Here is a 17,174-nt window from a genome sequence, read left to right as displayed (position 1 = left end):
CCAGGCGGCTTTAATGCCTTAAATCTAATCTGCCATACATCGGCAGCGCGATATATATAAATAAACGGAGAAAACTATGCAACAAGTAAGCTACCAGAGATCCCAAACAAAATATATGGCACCTTCCTCGGATTCACTTCAATTAGAAGCCTATGAACGCTTCGTCCAGAAAGAATTATTACCTGGACGCAGGAAAAGAATCGGCCTGGAATTGCTTTTCAGCGAAACATTCCCCATTAAATCTTATGACGGCAGCGTATCACTGGAATACCTTTATTATGAAATAACTCCCCCGCGTTACACACCCGATGAATGCCGCGATTTAAAAAGGACTTACGGCGCACCGTTAAAAGCCAGGTTACGTTTAAATAAACCGGAACCTATCGAGGAAACTGTCTATCTTGGAGAAATCCCGCTTATGATAGGCGGAGGGGAATTCGTCATTAACGGCGTGGAAAGAATCGTCGTAAGCCAGTTACACCGTTCACCGGGAGTTGATTTCCGGGTGGAAAAAACAGGGGAAAAGAAAGACTACTCCGCCTGGATTATCCCACAACGCGGCAGCTGGATTGAAATAACTATCGGCAAGAAAGAAATTGTTTTCCTCAGGATTGACCAGGGTGGTAAATTACCTGTGACCACATTCTTAAGGGCAATGGATGAATCTTTATCCACCAATGCACAGATTATCAACGCTTTCTACAAAGTGGAAAAAATCAATCTGGAAAAAGACGTCTTAGCTGCTCAGGATAAGTATGCGGCCGAGGATGTCATTGATTCGGAAAACAACAAAACCGTCTTAAAAGCAGGTGAAAAAATCACGGAAAGCACAGTCCGTTTCCTTTCCGAATCAAAGATAAAATCCCTTAAAATAATAGCCGACTCCGAGCATAATCTGATGATTATTAACACTCTGGCCGAAGACGCAACCAAATCTCATGAAGAAGCCTTACAAAAAATTTACCAGCGTTTGCGTCCGGGAATGCCAATCCAATTAGATAGGGCAAAAACCGTATTCCACGAACGGTTCTTTGATGAAAACCGTTATCAACTCGGCAAGGTCGGGCGTTTCAGGATAAACCGCAAATTCGGATTGAACATACCGGAAACCCAAAATACCGTGCAGAAAGACGATATTATCGAATCCACTAAATATTTAATTAAAGTGTTACGTGGCGAAGGAACCCCGGATGATATTGATGATTTAGGCAATAGGCGTGTCCGTACCATTGATGAACTTGCTACGGATGAAATGCGCAAGGGATTTTTACGCATGAAACGTGCCATTACGGAAAGATTAAGCCATCAGTTAGATCCGGAAATTACGCCAAGAGGCTTAATTAACTCTAAAATGGTTTCTTCATTCCTTGAATATTTCTTCGAAAGAAGCGAACTTTCCCAGGTCGTCGACCAGACTAACCCGATTGCCCAACTGACGCATGAAAGACGATTGAGCGCATTGGGCCCGGGAGGATTGAACCGCAAGCGCGCCGGATTTGAAGTGCGTGACGTCCATATTTCACATTACGGGCGCATCTGCCCTATCGAAACACCGGAAGGCGCAAACATCGGATTAATCACTTCGCTTGGAATATACGCCTCGGTTGACAAATACGGATTTTTAGTCACCCCTTACCGCAAAGTGGAAAAAGGTAAAATATCTGATGATATCCATTATTTACGCGCTGATGAAGAAAAAGACAAAGCCATCGCATCGGCTGATACTCCGATTGACCAGTATAACAGGCTTATCGGAACTAAAATAATTGCGCGTATTAACGGGGAATTCCATTCTACTCCGGTTGATAAAATCGAGTATATTGATGTTTCCCCTCAGCAAATTATCGGGCTTACCGCCAGTTTGATTCCGTTTTTGGAACATGACGACGCAAACCGTGCGTTGATGGGCGCGAATATGCAGCGCCAGGCCGTTCCTCTCATGAACCTTGAACAACCTTTAGTTTCAACCGGAATAGAAAAATATGCCGCTAAAAACTCGGCGATGGTCGTCCGTGCTACCAGGGAAGGAACCGTAATCAAAGTAACCGGAGATGAAATTGCCATCCGCAGCGAAGAAGAAGGCAATACGGATGTGGAAATATACAAGCTTCGCAAATACGCCGGTTCGACAGAAAGGACCTGCATCAACCAAAAAGCAATCGTGCGCGAAGGCGATGAAATCAAGAAAGGGCAAGTAATCGCCGATGGACCGGGAATATGCAACGCCGAATTATCACTCGGGAAAAACATACTGATCGCTTTTATGCCATGGGAAGGTTACAACTTTGAAGACGCGATTGTTGTCAGTGAACACCTGGTTAAGGAAAACACTTTAACGTCAATTCACATAGAAGAGTTCGAAGCCGAGCTTAGGGAAACCAAGCTTGGACGCGAAGAATTCACACGCGATATTCCGAATATTTCCGAAAAAGCCTTGAAAAACCTGGATGAAAAAGGGATTATCCGCGTAGGGACAAAAGTTAAGCCGGGCGACATCCTGGTAGGCAAAATCGCACCAAAAAGTAAAAGTGAGTTGACTCCGGAAGAAAAACTTTTGCATGCCATCTTCGGCAAGGCCGGTGAAGACGTGAAAAACGAGTCACTGGAAGTGCCGCCTGGAGTAGAAGGAGTGGTCATAGATACCAAGCACTTCGCACGACGTTTATATGTTAGCGAAAAAGAAAAAACGGAAGTGGAAAGAAAAGTCAAAAGAATCGAACGTGATTTTTACAATAAAATAGAGCTTGAATTAGCTGAAAATATCAAACCGATAGAAAAAATTACAGGCAAACGATTATTGCCCAGGCCGGTTACTTACGGTTCGCGCGGAACAATAAAAGATATCAGTGACCTTAAAGTAAAACTTAACTTGAATGAAAAAGGTATTGAATTTTCCAACCGCAGCGAAAAAGACCAGGTTGAATCAAGAATTCAAAGACTGATTAACAAATGCGAGAAAATAGAAAACGACAAAGACAACAAAGTAAACACCCTGATGCGCGGTGATGATTTACCCACCGGAGTCCAAGAAATGGTCAGGGTAAAAATCTCAATTAAGCGTAACCTTTCCGTGGGAGATAAACTTGCCGGAAGGCACGGGAATAAAGGTGTCGTATCTAAAATAGTGCCCGAAGAAGACATGCCTTACATGGAAGATGGCACTCCCGTGGATATTATACTTAACCCACTGGGCGTCCCGTCAAGAATGAACGTCGGGCAAATACTGGAAACGCACCTCGGTTTATACGCGAAAAACATGAATATCCGGATTCAAACACCGGTGTTTGACGGGCCAACCGAACAAAAAATTAATGACTCCTTGAATGAAATGAAGTTGCCGACTGACGGAAAAATATCCTTGTATGACGGCAGGACAGGACTGCCTTTCAAGGAAAAAGTCATGATCGGTTATGCTTATATCATGAAACTGAACCACCTTGTTGATGATAAGATTCATGCCAGGGCAATCGGACCTTATTCGCTTATCACCCAGCAACCGCTCGGCGGCAAAGCCCGTTACGGCGGCCAGCGATTCGGCGAAATGGAAGTGTGGGCGCTGGAAGCATACGGAGCCGCACATACACTCCAAGAAATGCTTACGGTAAAAAGTGATGATGTCGATGGCAGAACAAAAATATACGAATCTATTATCAAGGGAGAAAACACCCTGGAACCTAACGTACCAACATCATTTGAAGTGTTGACGAATGAAATAAGAGGGTTATGCCTGAGTTTGAAACTGGAAAAAGATAAAAAGAAAAGTATTTTATAATTAATTCTTAAGGAGCAACCAAAATGGACGTTAATTATGATAAAATCAACGAGTTTACCACGGCAACAATCAGGCTGGCTTCCCCTGAAGAAATAAAAACATGGTCTTATGGGGAAATAAAAAAGCCTGAAACCATTAACTATCGGACTTATCGTCCGGAACGTGATGGGCTTTTCTGCGAACGTATTTTCGGGCCGGAAAAGGATTGGGAATGCTTTTGCGGCAAATATAAAGGCATCAAATACAAAGGCGTCATCTGCGACCGTTGCGGAGTCGAAATAACCGAATCTCGCGTGCGCCGCAAAAGGATGGGGCATATTAAATTAGCCACGCCGGTTGCCCATATCTGGTTTTTCAAAATTATGCCCTCCCCCATGGGAACCCTTCTGGATATGAAAACATCCGAATTGGAAAGAGTGATTTATTACCAGGATTTCGTGGTAACAACCATTAAAACCAAAAACTGCCCCTTAAAAGTGGGGCAATTGCTGACTGAAGACCAGGTTAATGAATATAAAGAACGGTTCCCGGACGGCTTTACGGTTGATATAGGAGCCAAAGCCATAAAAGCATTATTGCATAATATGGATCTAAATGAAGTCAAAAATGAGTTGGAAAAACAGCTTAAGAAAACATCTTCCTGGCAGAAATCCAATGAAATTACGAAGCGCCTCAAATTGGTTGAAATGTTTTTATCTTCCAATAATAAACCGGATTGGATGGTTCTGGAAGTAATTCCGGTAATTCCTCCGGATTTACGGCCTTTAGTCCAGCTGGAAAGCGGTAACTTTGCCACTTCAGACCTGAACGACCTTTACCGCAGGCTGATTAACCGAAACAACCGCCTGAAAAGGCTTATGGAACTGAATGCCCCGGAAGTTATTATCCGCAACGAAAAAAGAATGCTCCAGCAATCGGTTGACGCGCTTTTTGACAATGAGCGCAGCCGCCGACAGGTCCTAGACAGCAACGGACGCCCCTTAAAATCACTTACCGATATGATTAAAGGCAAACAGGGCCGTTTCCGCGGAAATCTGCTCGGCAAACGCGTGGATTATTCCGCACGCTCTGTCATCGTGGTCGGGCCGGAATTAAAGCTGAACCAATGCGGTCTTCCCAAAAGAATCGCCTTGGAATTATACCAACCGTTTATCATCAGGCGCTTAAAAGAACTGGGCGTAGCCGATACAATCAAGAGCGCTAAAAAGATGGTTGAACAGCGCGCCGATGAAATATGGGATGTTTTGGAACAGGTCATAAAAAACCATCCTGTAATGCTCAACCGCGCACCAACCCTCCACAGGATGGGAATCCAGGCGTTTGATCCGGTCCTGGTTGAAGGAAATTCCATCAGGCTCCATCCGCTCGTTTGCGGCGGATTTAACGCTGACTTTGACGGCGACCAAATGGCCGTGCATCTTCCGCTTTCTGTTGAGGCGATTTTAGAAACGCAACTGTTGATTCATTCAACACAGAATATTTTCTCCCCTGCCCACGGCAACCCCATCATTACCCCGACACAGGATATAATCATGGGCGTTCACTACTTGACCACGGAACGCCATGAAGAACCGGGGGAAGGAAAAGTTTTCGGCTCGCCGGACGAAGTCTCGCTGGCTTATGACAGGAATATTATAAGCTTGCACGCATTGATCGAAGTCAAGCTTCCGGGGAATAAAGAAGTGGTAACAAAATCAGGAACGACCCAGTCAAAATTCGGCAGGTACCGAACAACCCTTGGCAGAATTATTTTCAATAGCGTGCTGCCGAAAGAAATGCCTTTCTATAATTATTCGCTTGATAAAAAAGGCGTCAGCCAGATTGTTAACAGATGCCACAAAAAACTAGGCAAGATGGAAACGCTCAAAATACTGGACGGCATAAAGGAATTAGGTTTCCATTATGCCACTATCGGCGGATTATCCATATGCAAAGATGACCTGAAAGTACCGGAGGAAAAAGGAAAGATTATCCAGGACGCGGAAAAAACCATCGATAAAATCGAGCAGAACTACCGCAACGGTATTATCACAACCGGCGAACGTTATAACCAGATAATCGACTGTTGGACATTCGCCAGGGAAAGAGTTGCGGATGCCATGATAAAGGGCTTAAAAGATGACACGCGTTTCGGCAAGAAATACTTCAACCCGCTTTATCTCATGGTGTTCTCCGGGGCAAGGGGAAGCATTGACCAGGTGCGTCAATTGGCCGGTATGCGCGGTTTGATGGCAAAACCATCAGGTGAAATCATAGAAACCCCTATTAAATCAAACTTTCGTGAAGGATTAAGCGTTCTTGAATATTTCAGCTCTACCCACGGCGCACGAAAAGGTTTGGCTGATACAGCCCTTAAAACGGCTAATGCGGGATACCTCACCAGGAAACTCGTTGATGTGTCTCAAAATGTAGTCGTCACAATGAAAGACTGCGGAACGCTTAAAGGGGTTCCCAAAAGCGTCATTTATAAAGGCGAAAAAATAGAGGTGCCCTTAAGCCAAAGCATCATGGGACGAGTCTCAAGGCATAACATTGTTGATGTTATCACGGACGAAGTGGTTGTGGAGGAAAATGAACTTATCACCGAGCACATTGTGGCGCGTATTGAAGAATTGGGGCTGCCTAAAATACAAGTCCGCTCCCCGCTTGTCTGCGAAGCTCCGCTTGGCATGTGCGCCAAGTGTTACGGAATGGACCTTTCCACTGGCAAATTAGTGGAAGAAGGGCTGGCCGTCGGAATCGTAGCGGCGCAATCGATCGGTGAACCGGGTACGCAATTAACCATGAGAACCTTCCATATCGGCGGAACGGCTTCGCGAACGATTGAAGAATCCCAGATTATTTCCAAAAATGAAGGGAACGTAAGATTCAACAACGTCAAAATAGCGACTAACCTGAAAAACGAAATGGTCGTCGTAAACAGGAACGGAGAAATAATCCTTGTGGATAACAAAGAGCGCGAGCTTGAAAGATATATTATCCCGCCCGGTGCGGTTTTGAATGTAAAAGAAAACCAGAAAATAAAAGCACAGATGGTGCTCGCAAACTGGGACCCGCACAATGTCCCGATTATCGCGGAAAAAGGCGGCTCGGTGCGGTATGAAGATGTCGTCAAAAACGTCACTATGAAAGAGGAAGTTGACGTAAAAAGTAATGTCAAAAGCAAGGTTATTATCGAGCACAAAGGGGAATTACACCCGCAGATAATCATTGAGGACGAAAAAGGAAACATTCTGGGAGTTTACGCCATCCCGGAAAAAGCCCATCTGGAAGTGGATGAAGGCGAGAAAATAGAAACCGGCACTTTGCTGGCAAAAACACCCAGAGGATTGGGCGGCACACAGGATATCACAGGAGGCCTTCCTCGCATTACAGAACTCTTTGAAGCACGCCGCCCCAAAGAACCGGCCATTGTGGCTGAAATAGACGGGCTGATCGAACTCGGACAGAGGAAAGGCGGAAAAAGGACAATCGTCGTCAAGGACCCGGAAACCGCAATGGAAAAAGAACACCTTGTTCCGCCCGGCAAACACCTGATAGTCCACAGCGGCGACCGCGTCCGCGCAGGAGACCCGCTGGTTGAAGGGCCGAGAGTCTTGCAGGACATCTTAAGAATTAACGGGCTTGAAGCTTTGCAGGAATATATGCTCCGGGAAGTCCAGAACGTATACCGTTCACAGAACGTTACAATAAACGACAAGCACATTGAACTGATTGTCGCCCAGATGCTCCGCAAAGTCCGCATTTCAACCGGAGGAGATACTGAATTTATCACCGGAGAGATAGTGGATAAATTCAAGTTTGCGGAAGAAAACCAGGCGGGAATCAAGAAGAGCAAAAAACCGGCGTCAGCCAAGCCGCTGCTTTTGGGCATAACCAAAGCCAGTTTGCAATCAGACAGCTTCATCGCGGCCGCATCGTTCCAGGAAACGACGCGTGTCCTGACCGAAGCGGCTTTGGGCGGCAGGAAAGATTTATTGCGCGGTTTGAAGGAAAACGTCATACTGGGACATATTGTTCCCTGCGGAACCGGATTCAGGAAAAATCTGGATATTGAACTACAGAAATCCGATTCAGAATCCATCTTAAACATTGATTCTGATAAAAAAGCAGTTTAAGGTGATTTCCTGTGGACACTTTAATTGATGTCATCAACAGGTTTAAGCGTCCTTATGTTTTAGTGGTCGGAGACCTTATCCTTGACCGCTATACATGGGGCAAAGCCGGCCGTATATCGCCCGAAGCCCCTTTTCAAATACTGGATTTCCAAGCAGAAAAGCTGCATGTCGGCGGAGCGGCCAATGTTGCCCATAACCTCATCACACTTGGCGCAAAAGTCATCTGCCTCGGAGCGGTAGGCGATGATGAAAATGGGAAACTTTTTAAAAATAAGCTGAAAGCAATTGGTATTAATACGAGGCTCGTCATTACCGAAAAACACCGCGTCACCACGGTTAAAAACCGTTTTGTCGATTCAACCCATAAAAGGCAGGTGCTAAGGGTCGATACGGAAAAAGCCGAGCCTATTTCCAAAACTACCGAGCAAATAATTATTAAACATCTCCGCGCTAATATTAAAAACGCCGATTTGGTCGTTGCATCTGATTACTGTAAGGGAGTTTTGACCGATTCCCTGATGAAATTCCTCTGCAGGCTATGCAGACAACACCACAAAAAACTGCTTATCGGACCGAAGGGAAAAGACTATAGTAAATATAAAGGCTCCACTGCGATTACACCCAACCGCTTGGAAGCGGAAATGGCAAGCGGGATAGAAATAAAGGATGCTAAATCATTAAAAGAAGCGGCTAAAAAGTTAATCACCACACTGAATCTGGAATTCGTGGTAATCACCCGCGGTGAACACGGCATCTATTTGCTTTCGAGGAAAGGGCAGGAAATTGAAGGCCGTACAAAATCATTATCCGTTTACGACGTTACCGGCGCAGGCGATACGGTGCTGGCAACACTGTGTATCAGCCTCGTTTCAGGATTAAATTATGCCCAATCCATCCATTTGGCTAACCTGGCGGCCGGAGTGGTTGTCGGCAAATTGGGCACGGCAACCGTTTCCAAGGATGAAATAATCGAACACTATTCAAAACATACATTCACCCCGCCGGCAATAAAGATAAAAACCTTGGATGAAATAATAAATATGCGCAAAGCTTTTCCAGATAAACACATTGTTTTCACCAATGGATGTTTCGATATTCTGCATCCAGGACATATAAAATCGCTCAATTTCGCACGCGCGCAGGGTGATATTCTTGTCGTCGGGCTGAATTCCGATAAATCCGTCCGTTTGATTAAAGGCAAAGGCAGACCTATTTTTAACCAGGAACTCAGGAGCCATTCAATCGCCTCCCTAGAATCGGTTGATTATATCGTAATCTTTGACGAACCCACCCCATACAAGCTTATAAGCAACATCAAGCCGAATATCCTGGTCAAAGGGATTGACTGGAAAGGGAAAAAGGTAGTCGGAGAAGACATAATAAAATCAACCGGCGGCAAAATCGTCTTTGCTCCACTGGAAAAGGGCATTTCTACGACAAAAATAATACAAAAATTATCATGAAACATACTATCGTTGATATGATTATTGCTGATTTGGAAACCGCCGTGGATTTCTTTGTCCCGGTAAAGAAGCTCTGGGAAACACTGCGGGACGAAAACACTCCGAATATGCCAACTCTTGAAGAATTTACTGAATTAGTAAAAAACGATGGGCGGCTGGTCGTGCAGCAATTCAAGGAAGCCCCGTGGGAAAACGACCCGGAAGAAACAGAGGAAATGGAATCATTAGATTACTATTCGGGCCCGCGCGTCCGCCTTAAAAGCCGTGTGCCTTCAAAAGAGGATATTGCCCGCATTATCCAGCAAAATGCCCAGAAAATCATAGACAACCTGATTAAGGCCTACCAAACCCGGCCCAAAAACCTGCCTGAAGAAGAGGAAAAACAGCTTATCCAGGCAATGATTAAAGCCAAAAAACTAAAAGACGATTTAGAGAAAGCGTTAAAAGATGAGAAAAAATAATCTGCTCTCTCTTACCAAGGAAAGTCTGCTGGAAGCTTGCCAGTCAAATTACATGCTGGTAGATTGCGCGCCGTTTATCACTCGCCTTGCCGAACTGACAATTACTGCCTTAAAAAGGGGGAATAAAATAATACTATTCGGTAACGGCGGTAGCGCCGCCGATTCACAGCATATTGCCGCGGAATTAATCGGGCGCTTCACTAAGGATAAGCGGCATCCCCTGCCGGCTATCGCCTTGACCACCAACACCTCCTTGATTACCGCTATCGCCAACGATTACGGGTTTGATTCTGTTTTCAGCTGGCAGATACAGGCGCTGGCAAAAAAAGGCGACGTCGCGATTGCCATCTCGACCAGCGGGAACTCCCCCAACGTGCTGGAAGCGGTCAAATTATGCAAAAAGCTCCATGTAAAAACAATCGGGCTTACCGGCCAAGACGGGGGAAAACTAAAAGACATAGTTGACTTCGCCTTCTGCGCACCGTCAAACACCACTGCCCGCATACAGGAATGCCATATCACAGTCGGGCACGTGATTTGCGGGTTAATTGAAGCATCATTCTAATGGAAACCTACCACATAATTTGCGCTCTTGCCGGATATCTTATTGGCTCTATTCCGTTCGGCTATATTATCGTAAAGCTTGCTAAGGGAATTGATATCCGCACCATCGGCAGCGGCAATATCGGTGCAACGAATGTGGCTCGTGTTATGGGATGGCCAATCGGAATTTTAGCATTCCTATTAGATGCTTTTAAGGGAGTAGGTGCTTTTGTTTTAGCATTTCTCATTATGTTTCACTTAGCCGGAGATAGGTATTCTCTTTTTGAAGGCGTAATATCATTTGAAGTCTCCATACAGTGCGGATTCTTATCTGTTTTTGGGCATATCTTTCCTGTCTGGTTTAAATTCAAAGGAGGAAAAGGCATCGCAACGTCATTTGGCTTTTTCATCATTATTATGCCATTTCTAACAATAATTTCATTATGTATTTGGCTATTATTGGTTATCATTTTTAGATATATTTCCTTGGCATCAATATTATCATCTTTTCTTCTGCTTATTAATTTATGGTTATTATTTACTTTCGGAGAAACAATAATTCAACAACCGATACTCGGACTTCCTTTAGTCCGATATAATTATATTCCGATTTTATATGCGACAAGTTTTATTGTCGCATTGATTATTATCAAACATATCCCTAACATAAAACGATTAATGGCTGGAACAGAACCTAAGGTCAACTTTAGACGGCGAAAAGACGATAAAACATTAAACCCTTAACCTATTGTCCGCCAAAGGCGGAAACTATTGAACTGTTGAACATTTGAACCATTGAACTATTGTTATGAACATATTAGTTTTAGGCGACGGCGGCTGGGGAACGGCGATAGCTCTGCTCCTGGATAAGAACGGGCATAACGTAACGCTCTGGAGCAATTTCCCTGATTACGCCCGCCTTATGGCAAAGAAACGGGAAAACACGAAATTCCTCCCCGGCATCAAACTCCCCTCTTCTATCAAAATAACCTCTAACTTACAACTTATAACCTGTAACCTGGTGGTCATGGCTATTCCCACCCAATACTCGCGCTCGGTTTTATCCAAACTAAAAACTAAAATCTACAATCTAAAATCTACCATCCCCATCGTCTCCGTAGCCAAAGGGTTGGAAATGGGAACGCTTAAACGCCCAAGTGAGATAATAACGGAAGTATTGGGAACGGATAAAATTGCTGTCCTTTCCGGCCCCAGCCACGCGGAAGAAGTCAGCCGCGGCCTCCCGGCAAGCGTGGTCATTGCCTCTAAGAATATGGAACTGGCAAAAATGGCGCAATCCGCATTTATGAACAGCCATTTCCGCCCTTATACCCATTCGGATATTACGGGAGTGGAACTGGGCGGCGCTATAAAGAATATCATCGCCATTGCCGCCGGCATCTGCGACGGGCTGAAGCTGGGCGACAACACCAAATCAGCTCTTTTAACCCGCGGGCTGGCTGAAATCGCACGGCTTGGCAAAGCCATGGGCGCGCATCAAAACACATTCTTCGGCCTTTCCGGGCTGGGCGACCTCATCACCACCTGTGTCTCACCCCACGGCAGGAACCGCGCGGTCGGAATGCAACTCGGGCAGGGCAAAACACTCAGGCAAATCATGGCTTCCATGGAGATGGTTGCGGAAGGCGTCTGGACGACAAAGGCCGCGATAAAATTGTCTAATCAATACAAAATAGAAATGCCGATAACAAAGGAAGTCTATAATATCCTGTTCCGCCGTAAAGACCCGAAACAGGCCGTTCGCGATTTAATGGGACGCCGTGCGAAAAGCGAGACCGAGGACTTATGTATAACCAAATCACCCAAGCTCCTGAAATAAAAAAGGCCTTACCCAGTCTCTTTGGCAGACAGGCATCAATCCTAAAAATAATTCCTCTCCTGGTCTTACTATGCACTCTTTTGGTATTCATCACGGTTTCCGCAAGGGATAACAATACTAGTTCTGCCGCTAACCCCATCAGCATACAAAACAGCCATAATTACCTCCCTCCTGAATTAAAACCCGTTCCGTACCCTGAAGAAACAATCGATGCCGCCGCCTGCCGCGAAATGGGGGAAAAGATTTCACGCCTTGTAAGTAAATACCACCTCTCCAAGGCAAAAATAGGAATCAAGGCGGTTTCGCTTAATGATAATAAGGTAATCTGTGATAAAAACTCCGGCACCCCACTCATGCCGGCCTCTAACCTTAAGGTGTTTACCACCGGCGCGGCTTTATGCCTTTTAGGTCCTGATTTTAAATACGAAACCACCCTTTACCGCCAGGGGCCGGTTATAGACGGTGCGCTCAAAGGGAACTTGATAGTCAAAAGCAACGGCAACCCGAATATTTCCGGCAGGTTCTATAACGGCAATTCCACGGCGGTCTTTGAGGAATGGGTAAAGATACTGAAAAAACTGGGAATCAACCGGGTAGAAGGAAATATCATCATTGACGACACTGCCTTTGACCGCGAATACCTGGTATGCTCCTGGCCGGAAAACCAGCTTTCCGCCTGGTATTGCGCACCGGTTGGCGGGGTTTCCTTTAACGACAACTGCATCGATATCACGGTTTATTATAATGATAAAAAAGATGAGGTATCCTACCGCCTTGAGCCAAATACCGATTATGTAACAATAATTAATGACTGTAGTTCAACGACGCGCAGTTCCAACCACGCAGTCAGTCTGCGCCGGAAAGAAAGTACAAACACCATCGTTATCAGCGGTAGATTTTATATCCATGCCGAGCCGTATAAGGAATCAATCACCATAGAAAACCCGCCGCTTTATTTCGGGACGGTCTTAAAGGAAACTTTTTCCCGTAAAAAATCCATCCCTGTCCTTGGCGAAATCAAGTTAACGGATAAAACCTATAACCGGAAATCAGATCACCTGACAGAGTTGGCATCATCCAAGACGGATTTATTAACCACCATAACGGTCACCAATAAAAACAGCCAAAATTTTTACGCCGAACAGATACTGAAAACACTCGGCTCTTATTTCAGAAGCTCCGGCTCATTTAAAGGCGGCGCGGCACAGATAGAAAAATTCCTTCTGGGGCAGAAAATCGTAACAAGCACGAAAACCTACGAACAGGTGGACGGTTCCGGATTATCAAGAGGCAATAAAATCACGCCGGACGCGATGGTAAAACTCCTGCGCTATATTGCCAGCCAGAAATACGGTAAAGATTTCATAGAAACACTCCCCGCCAACGGGGATGACGGAAGCCTGAAAAACCGCATTAACGGCAAAGGGCTGGCCAAAACCGTCTGGGCAAAAACCGGTTATATCAGCGGAGTCTCCGCCCTTTCAGGTTATATCACTAACCACAAAAACTATGCCTTCTCCATAATAATAAACAACTTCTCCGACCTCTCCAATGCGCGGAAGTTCCAGGATGAAGTGGTGAAACTATTGCTGAAGGATTGACACCTTAATTTGCCACAGAGTCGCAAAGAAGAGAACACGAATAACACGAATATGGCGAATAAAACGAATTATTTGTGAGATTCGTTCCATTCGTGGGATTCGTGTTAGCATTCGCCTTTGAGGTTATCTCCCGATGGCGCATTTGAGGTCGCCATTGGTCAGGTCGTAATAGCTGATATAAATCCCTTTATCCGAGTCTATCGCTATGGAACAATACTGCCCGACATCCCCGGAGCTATCCACCGCAGGATACGTGGTGATGTTGACAAATTCTGAAGTGATATAAAAAGTAGCATAGCGCAAATCAAGATTTGTCATATCATAATAGGCAATATAAGCAATACCATCTTCACTTAACTTTAGCGAATTATATCCACCCGCATCAACGTTTGAATCGATGGTAAAAACATCCCAATTGCCTAACTTATTGGTGGCGCACTTGAGTGAATTATTGGTATCATCAAAATAACTGATAAAAATCTTACCGGCAGAAGTTACGCCTATGGAAGTATAGCTGCCCTCGTTAACCGGTTCAGCGGCGTCCGTTACAAAAACCGTATTCCATGTGCCTGTTACGTTATAGGCATACTTGAGCGCGGTATTGGTCTCATCAAAATAGCTGATGTGAACTCCGAAAACCGAATCAACCGCGATAGAAGTGTATTTGCCGACATCGCCGCTATTATCAATGGTGGCGGTTACCCATGTGCCGGAAACGTTGGTCGCATACATAAGCGAGGTATGGGTAATATCGTAATAACTTATATACACCTTGCTGTTGGCATCCGTAGCGATAGAGGTATATTCACCCACATCCGCGCTGTTATCAATTACCGAAGTAATCCATGCGTTAGTGGCATTGGTGGCGTATTTAAGGGTTCCGGCATCGGCATTGCGGTAGCTGATATGCGTCTTATTATTCTCATCGACCGCGATGGAGGTAAATGAACCGACCGTATTAATCCCTTCAAGCGTAATAGCACTCCAGACACCGCTTGAATTAGTGGCGTATTTCAAGTCGCCTAACGTCTCGTTAAAATAACTAATATGTATGTCATTAACAGAATCAAGCGCGATAGAACTGTATCTGCCTGTGGAATTAACCGTATCAATCGAATCAATCTGCCACGGTGTAAGCACCGGTATTTCAGCGGAAGCAGCACTGTCTCCAGCGCTATTATACGCTTTAACGCGGTAAGAATACAAAGCCGCAGGTAAAAGCCCTGTATCAGAACCGGCAAGCGTATTTTCCGGAAGGGTTTTAATCAGGGAATACGCTTCTTCTGTCGACTTTTTACGCTCTAATTTGAATCCGGTTTCATTGGTGGAATTATCATCCCAGGCAAGGCTTATCTGGGTGGGAAGAATGGCAGTGGTTCTGAGGTTGGAAGGCGGCTTGGGAGTGCCGCTTCCCCCGGCAATAACTTCTTCCCGGCTCGCCCCCTCACAGCCGGCAAACACCAATATTGATGCAATGAACCCGCCAAAGGCGAGGTTCGCCCATATGGGCGGCAATGAGCAATGAACAATTAGTTTCATGTTTTATTAATCAGTGAATCTGTGGCTGTATTTTAATCTCTCCCAATACCTCCTGCAACTATTATCGGATAATAAATTAACCATATAAAGATATTAGCACTTAAACCATTAAACCCTTAGTCGTTTAATCACTCTCCCCTGCCATCTACCACCCCATCCTATTTCCTTATCGGCCACCTTCTCTGCCACTTATTCACTCTATCCATAATAATTAATCCCCTATAGAATATCCCTGCTTAACCTTCTCCTTACCCTCAACCCGGGGTCCCATAGGGACGCGAGATGCGCCTCTGTCTTCCACCTCTCCCGCCTCCATTTCCCGCCGGATATCCATTCTTACGACCACAATAGGTAGTATAACGCCTAAAACCAGGCTACTATATATACTACCATAGGGGGGCATGGCCCCCCTCTCCCCCCCTCTATGCCATTATGCCCCCTGCTCACCATATTTATGCCATGTATGCTTATATATATTGCCAAAACCGCATATATTATTTGTCCTATAGAATGTATAATTATGCCATTACGGCACTATCTATATATCCATCCGTCTGTATTTATATGCGCTATAAGCTATATAACTACCCCATGCCTGAGATATAACTATCTAAAATGAACAATAATACTATGACCTATTGACTATATCTACATGACCACCTAGTGGGGCAATAACTCTACCCCACTCTAAAGAATAGTCCGGGCTGGTTAAAGGAAATATACTGGCCGGATGGATGAATGGATTAGGATAGCGGAATGATACGGAATAGCCGGATGGTTAACCTACCCCACCCCTATTAATCATTACGACCAGCCATGGTATGATTAAAGAGATATGGGTTAAAGAATACTCCTGACCGCCTATTCGGATAAAGGATGGGTTAACAGCCCTATCCCCTATTACCCTGAACGATTAGCCACAGCCGCCCCGATGTATCGGGGCGTCGCCCACAGGCGGACATCCCGCCCATACGGGCGAGGTTCGTCCCGAAGGGCGACGCCATTATAGGCGGGAGCCTCGTCCCCGACATTACGTCGGGGCGGGAGAGCGCAGAGTTAATACAGCTAAAAGATAATTATTATTCCAGCTTGCCTTTGCGTTCGAACAGGAGCTTGGTGTTTTTGTTGAGCATAACTACTGTAATAAAGACAGCACATGCTATTATCATCAAATACCAAATAACAGGAGGATCAGCATGCAGTATACACATAATACTGCCCTCCGACTCTTCAATCAATTTATGCAACTTATAATCTGCTATAAAAGCCTTGATGCCCACATAGAAAACAAACAAAGCAGAAATACTGCTTATTACAACCGCTGATATCCTTGCCCAATTTTTATAAAACCAAAGACCTAATGCCGTGACTATGCTTGGGACAATTAAAAGCACGGTAAAAATAAGAGAAATATATTGCTCAAGACGTTTTTTTTCCAATTTCGAGATAAGCTCTTCGTATTTTGCTTCAGATATCCACCTATTCAGCGCATTAAGCCCACCAATCAGTTCAATAAACTCCACAACGAGTATCCCCGCCCATATTAACAGCAATAATCCACAAACCTGGATAAGTCTTTTATGTGTATATAATGTCATATGATTTCGTTATTATATAATCCTTTCCTATTAAGTCAAGCCAATTATACCGGAGAGTTCAACTGTTTCCGCCTGAGGCGGATCCGCCTTTGGCGGACAACCGCTCAATAGTTCAAAGGATTAAAAGCCCTTGTATTCTTTGTGTCTTTGTCCCTAAAGGGAGGCTCGTTAAACTCGCACTGCCTTAGTGGCATATACTGTTAGATACTCTAAATTATTTGACTTATTGCCCCTCTTAT

The 17,174-nt window shown here is 44.9% G+C and carries 10 protein-coding genes; 8 read left to right on the top strand and 2 right to left on the bottom strand.

The annotated features are described in order from the left end of the window. Positions 1 to 76: 76 nt before the first annotated feature. From rpoB to dacB, 8 genes are all read left to right on the top strand, one after another. Positions 77 to 3,772 carry a DNA-directed RNA polymerase subunit beta gene (gene rpoB / locus HY811_03730; GenBank protein MBI4833914.1) on the top strand — a complete coding sequence of 1,232 codons (3,696 nt, stop codon included), beginning with the start codon at positions 77 to 79 and terminating at the stop codon, positions 3,770 to 3,772. Positions 3,773 to 3,795: 23 nt separating this feature from the next. Continuing rightward, entirely contained in the window at positions 3,796 to 7,890 is a 4,095-nt protein-coding gene (gene rpoC, locus HY811_03725) for a DNA-directed RNA polymerase subunit beta' (GenBank protein ID MBI4833913.1), read from the top strand. A gap of 11 nt (positions 7,891 to 7,901) precedes the next feature. Next, a complete protein-coding gene (gene rfaE1, locus HY811_03720; GenBank protein ID MBI4833912.1) occupies positions 7,902 to 9,353 on the top strand; it encodes a D-glycero-beta-D-manno-heptose-7-phosphate kinase in 1,452 nt (483 codons plus the stop codon). Beyond that, positions 9,350 to 9,814 carry a hypothetical protein gene (locus tag HY811_03715; protein MBI4833911.1) on the top strand — a complete coding sequence of 155 codons (465 nt, stop codon included), beginning with the start codon at positions 9,350 to 9,352 and terminating at the stop codon, positions 9,812 to 9,814. The genes rfaE1 and HY811_03715 overlap by 4 nt, the downstream gene beginning before the upstream one ends. Further along, complete coding sequence (locus HY811_03710) at positions 9,801 to 10,379, top strand: D-sedoheptulose 7-phosphate isomerase (protein MBI4833910.1); 579 nt, start codon at positions 9,801 to 9,803, stop codon at positions 10,377 to 10,379. The genes HY811_03715 and HY811_03710 overlap by 14 nt, the downstream gene beginning before the upstream one ends. Then, on the top strand, positions 10,379 to 11,101 hold the full coding sequence (gene plsY, locus HY811_03705) for a glycerol-3-phosphate 1-O-acyltransferase PlsY (protein MBI4833909.1): 723 nt from the start codon (positions 10,379 to 10,381) through the stop codon (positions 11,099 to 11,101). Before HY811_03710 ends, plsY begins: the two co-directional genes overlap by 1 nt. A 64-nt stretch (positions 11,102 to 11,165) precedes the next feature. Beyond that, positions 11,166 to 12,197, top strand: a complete 1,032-nt coding sequence (locus tag HY811_03700; protein ID MBI4833908.1) for an NAD(P)-dependent glycerol-3-phosphate dehydrogenase — start codon at positions 11,166 to 11,168, stop codon at positions 12,195 to 12,197. Beyond that, positions 12,164 to 13,798 carry a D-alanyl-D-alanine carboxypeptidase/D-alanyl-D-alanine-endopeptidase gene (dacB, locus tag HY811_03695; protein MBI4833907.1) on the top strand — a complete coding sequence of 545 codons (1,635 nt, stop codon included), beginning with the start codon at positions 12,164 to 12,166 and terminating at the stop codon, positions 13,796 to 13,798. Before HY811_03700 ends, dacB begins: the two co-directional genes overlap by 34 nt. A gap of 123 nt (positions 13,799 to 13,921) precedes the next feature. Here dacB and HY811_03690 read toward each other — a convergent pair whose 3' ends face one another. Together HY811_03690 and HY811_03685 are read right to left on the bottom strand one after the other, a co-directional pair. Further along, positions 13,922 to 15,337, bottom strand: a complete 1,416-nt coding sequence (locus HY811_03690; protein ID MBI4833906.1) for a fibronectin type III domain-containing protein — start codon at positions 15,335 to 15,337, stop codon at positions 13,922 to 13,924. Positions 15,338 to 16,416: 1,079 nt separating this feature from the next. Next, positions 16,417 to 16,935 carry a hypothetical protein gene (locus HY811_03685; GenBank protein ID MBI4833905.1) on the bottom strand — a complete coding sequence of 173 codons (519 nt, stop codon included), beginning with the start codon at positions 16,933 to 16,935 and terminating at the stop codon, positions 16,417 to 16,419. Positions 16,936 to 17,174 lie beyond the last annotated feature (239 nt).

The organism is Planctomycetota bacterium (genome assembly GCA_016207825.1).
GTDB lineage: Bacteria > Planctomycetota > MHYJ01 > JACQXL01 > JACQZI01 > JACQZI01.
This window is presented reverse-complemented; position numbering and strand designations above follow the sequence as displayed.

Bases quoted from the DNA above. Each gene is read 5' to 3' on its own strand.
- rpoC (MBI4833913.1), top strand. From the start codon at position 3,796: ATGGACGTTAATTATGATAAAATCAACGAGTTTACCACGGCAACAATC.
- rpoB (MBI4833914.1), top strand. From the start codon at position 77: ATGCAACAAGTAAGCTACCAGAGATCCCAAACAAAATATATGGCACCT.
- HY811_03710 (MBI4833910.1), top strand. From the start codon at position 9,801: ATGAGAAAAAATAATCTGCTCTCTCTTACCAAGGAAAGTCTGCTGGAA.
- HY811_03715 (MBI4833911.1), top strand. From the start codon at position 9,350: ATGAAACATACTATCGTTGATATGATTATTGCTGATTTGGAAACCGCC.
- plsY (MBI4833909.1), top strand. From the start codon at position 10,379: ATGGAAACCTACCACATAATTTGCGCTCTTGCCGGATATCTTATTGGC.
- HY811_03700 (MBI4833908.1), top strand. From the start codon at position 11,166: ATGAACATATTAGTTTTAGGCGACGGCGGCTGGGGAACGGCGATAGCT.
- HY811_03690 (MBI4833906.1), bottom strand. From the start codon at position 15,337: ATGAAACTAATTGTTCATTGCTCATTGCCGCCCATATGGGCGAACCTC.
- dacB (MBI4833907.1), top strand. From the start codon at position 12,164: ATGTATAACCAAATCACCCAAGCTCCTGAAATAAAAAAGGCCTTACCC.
- HY811_03685 (MBI4833905.1), bottom strand. From the start codon at position 16,935: ATGACATTATATACACATAAAAGACTTATCCAGGTTTGTGGATTATTG.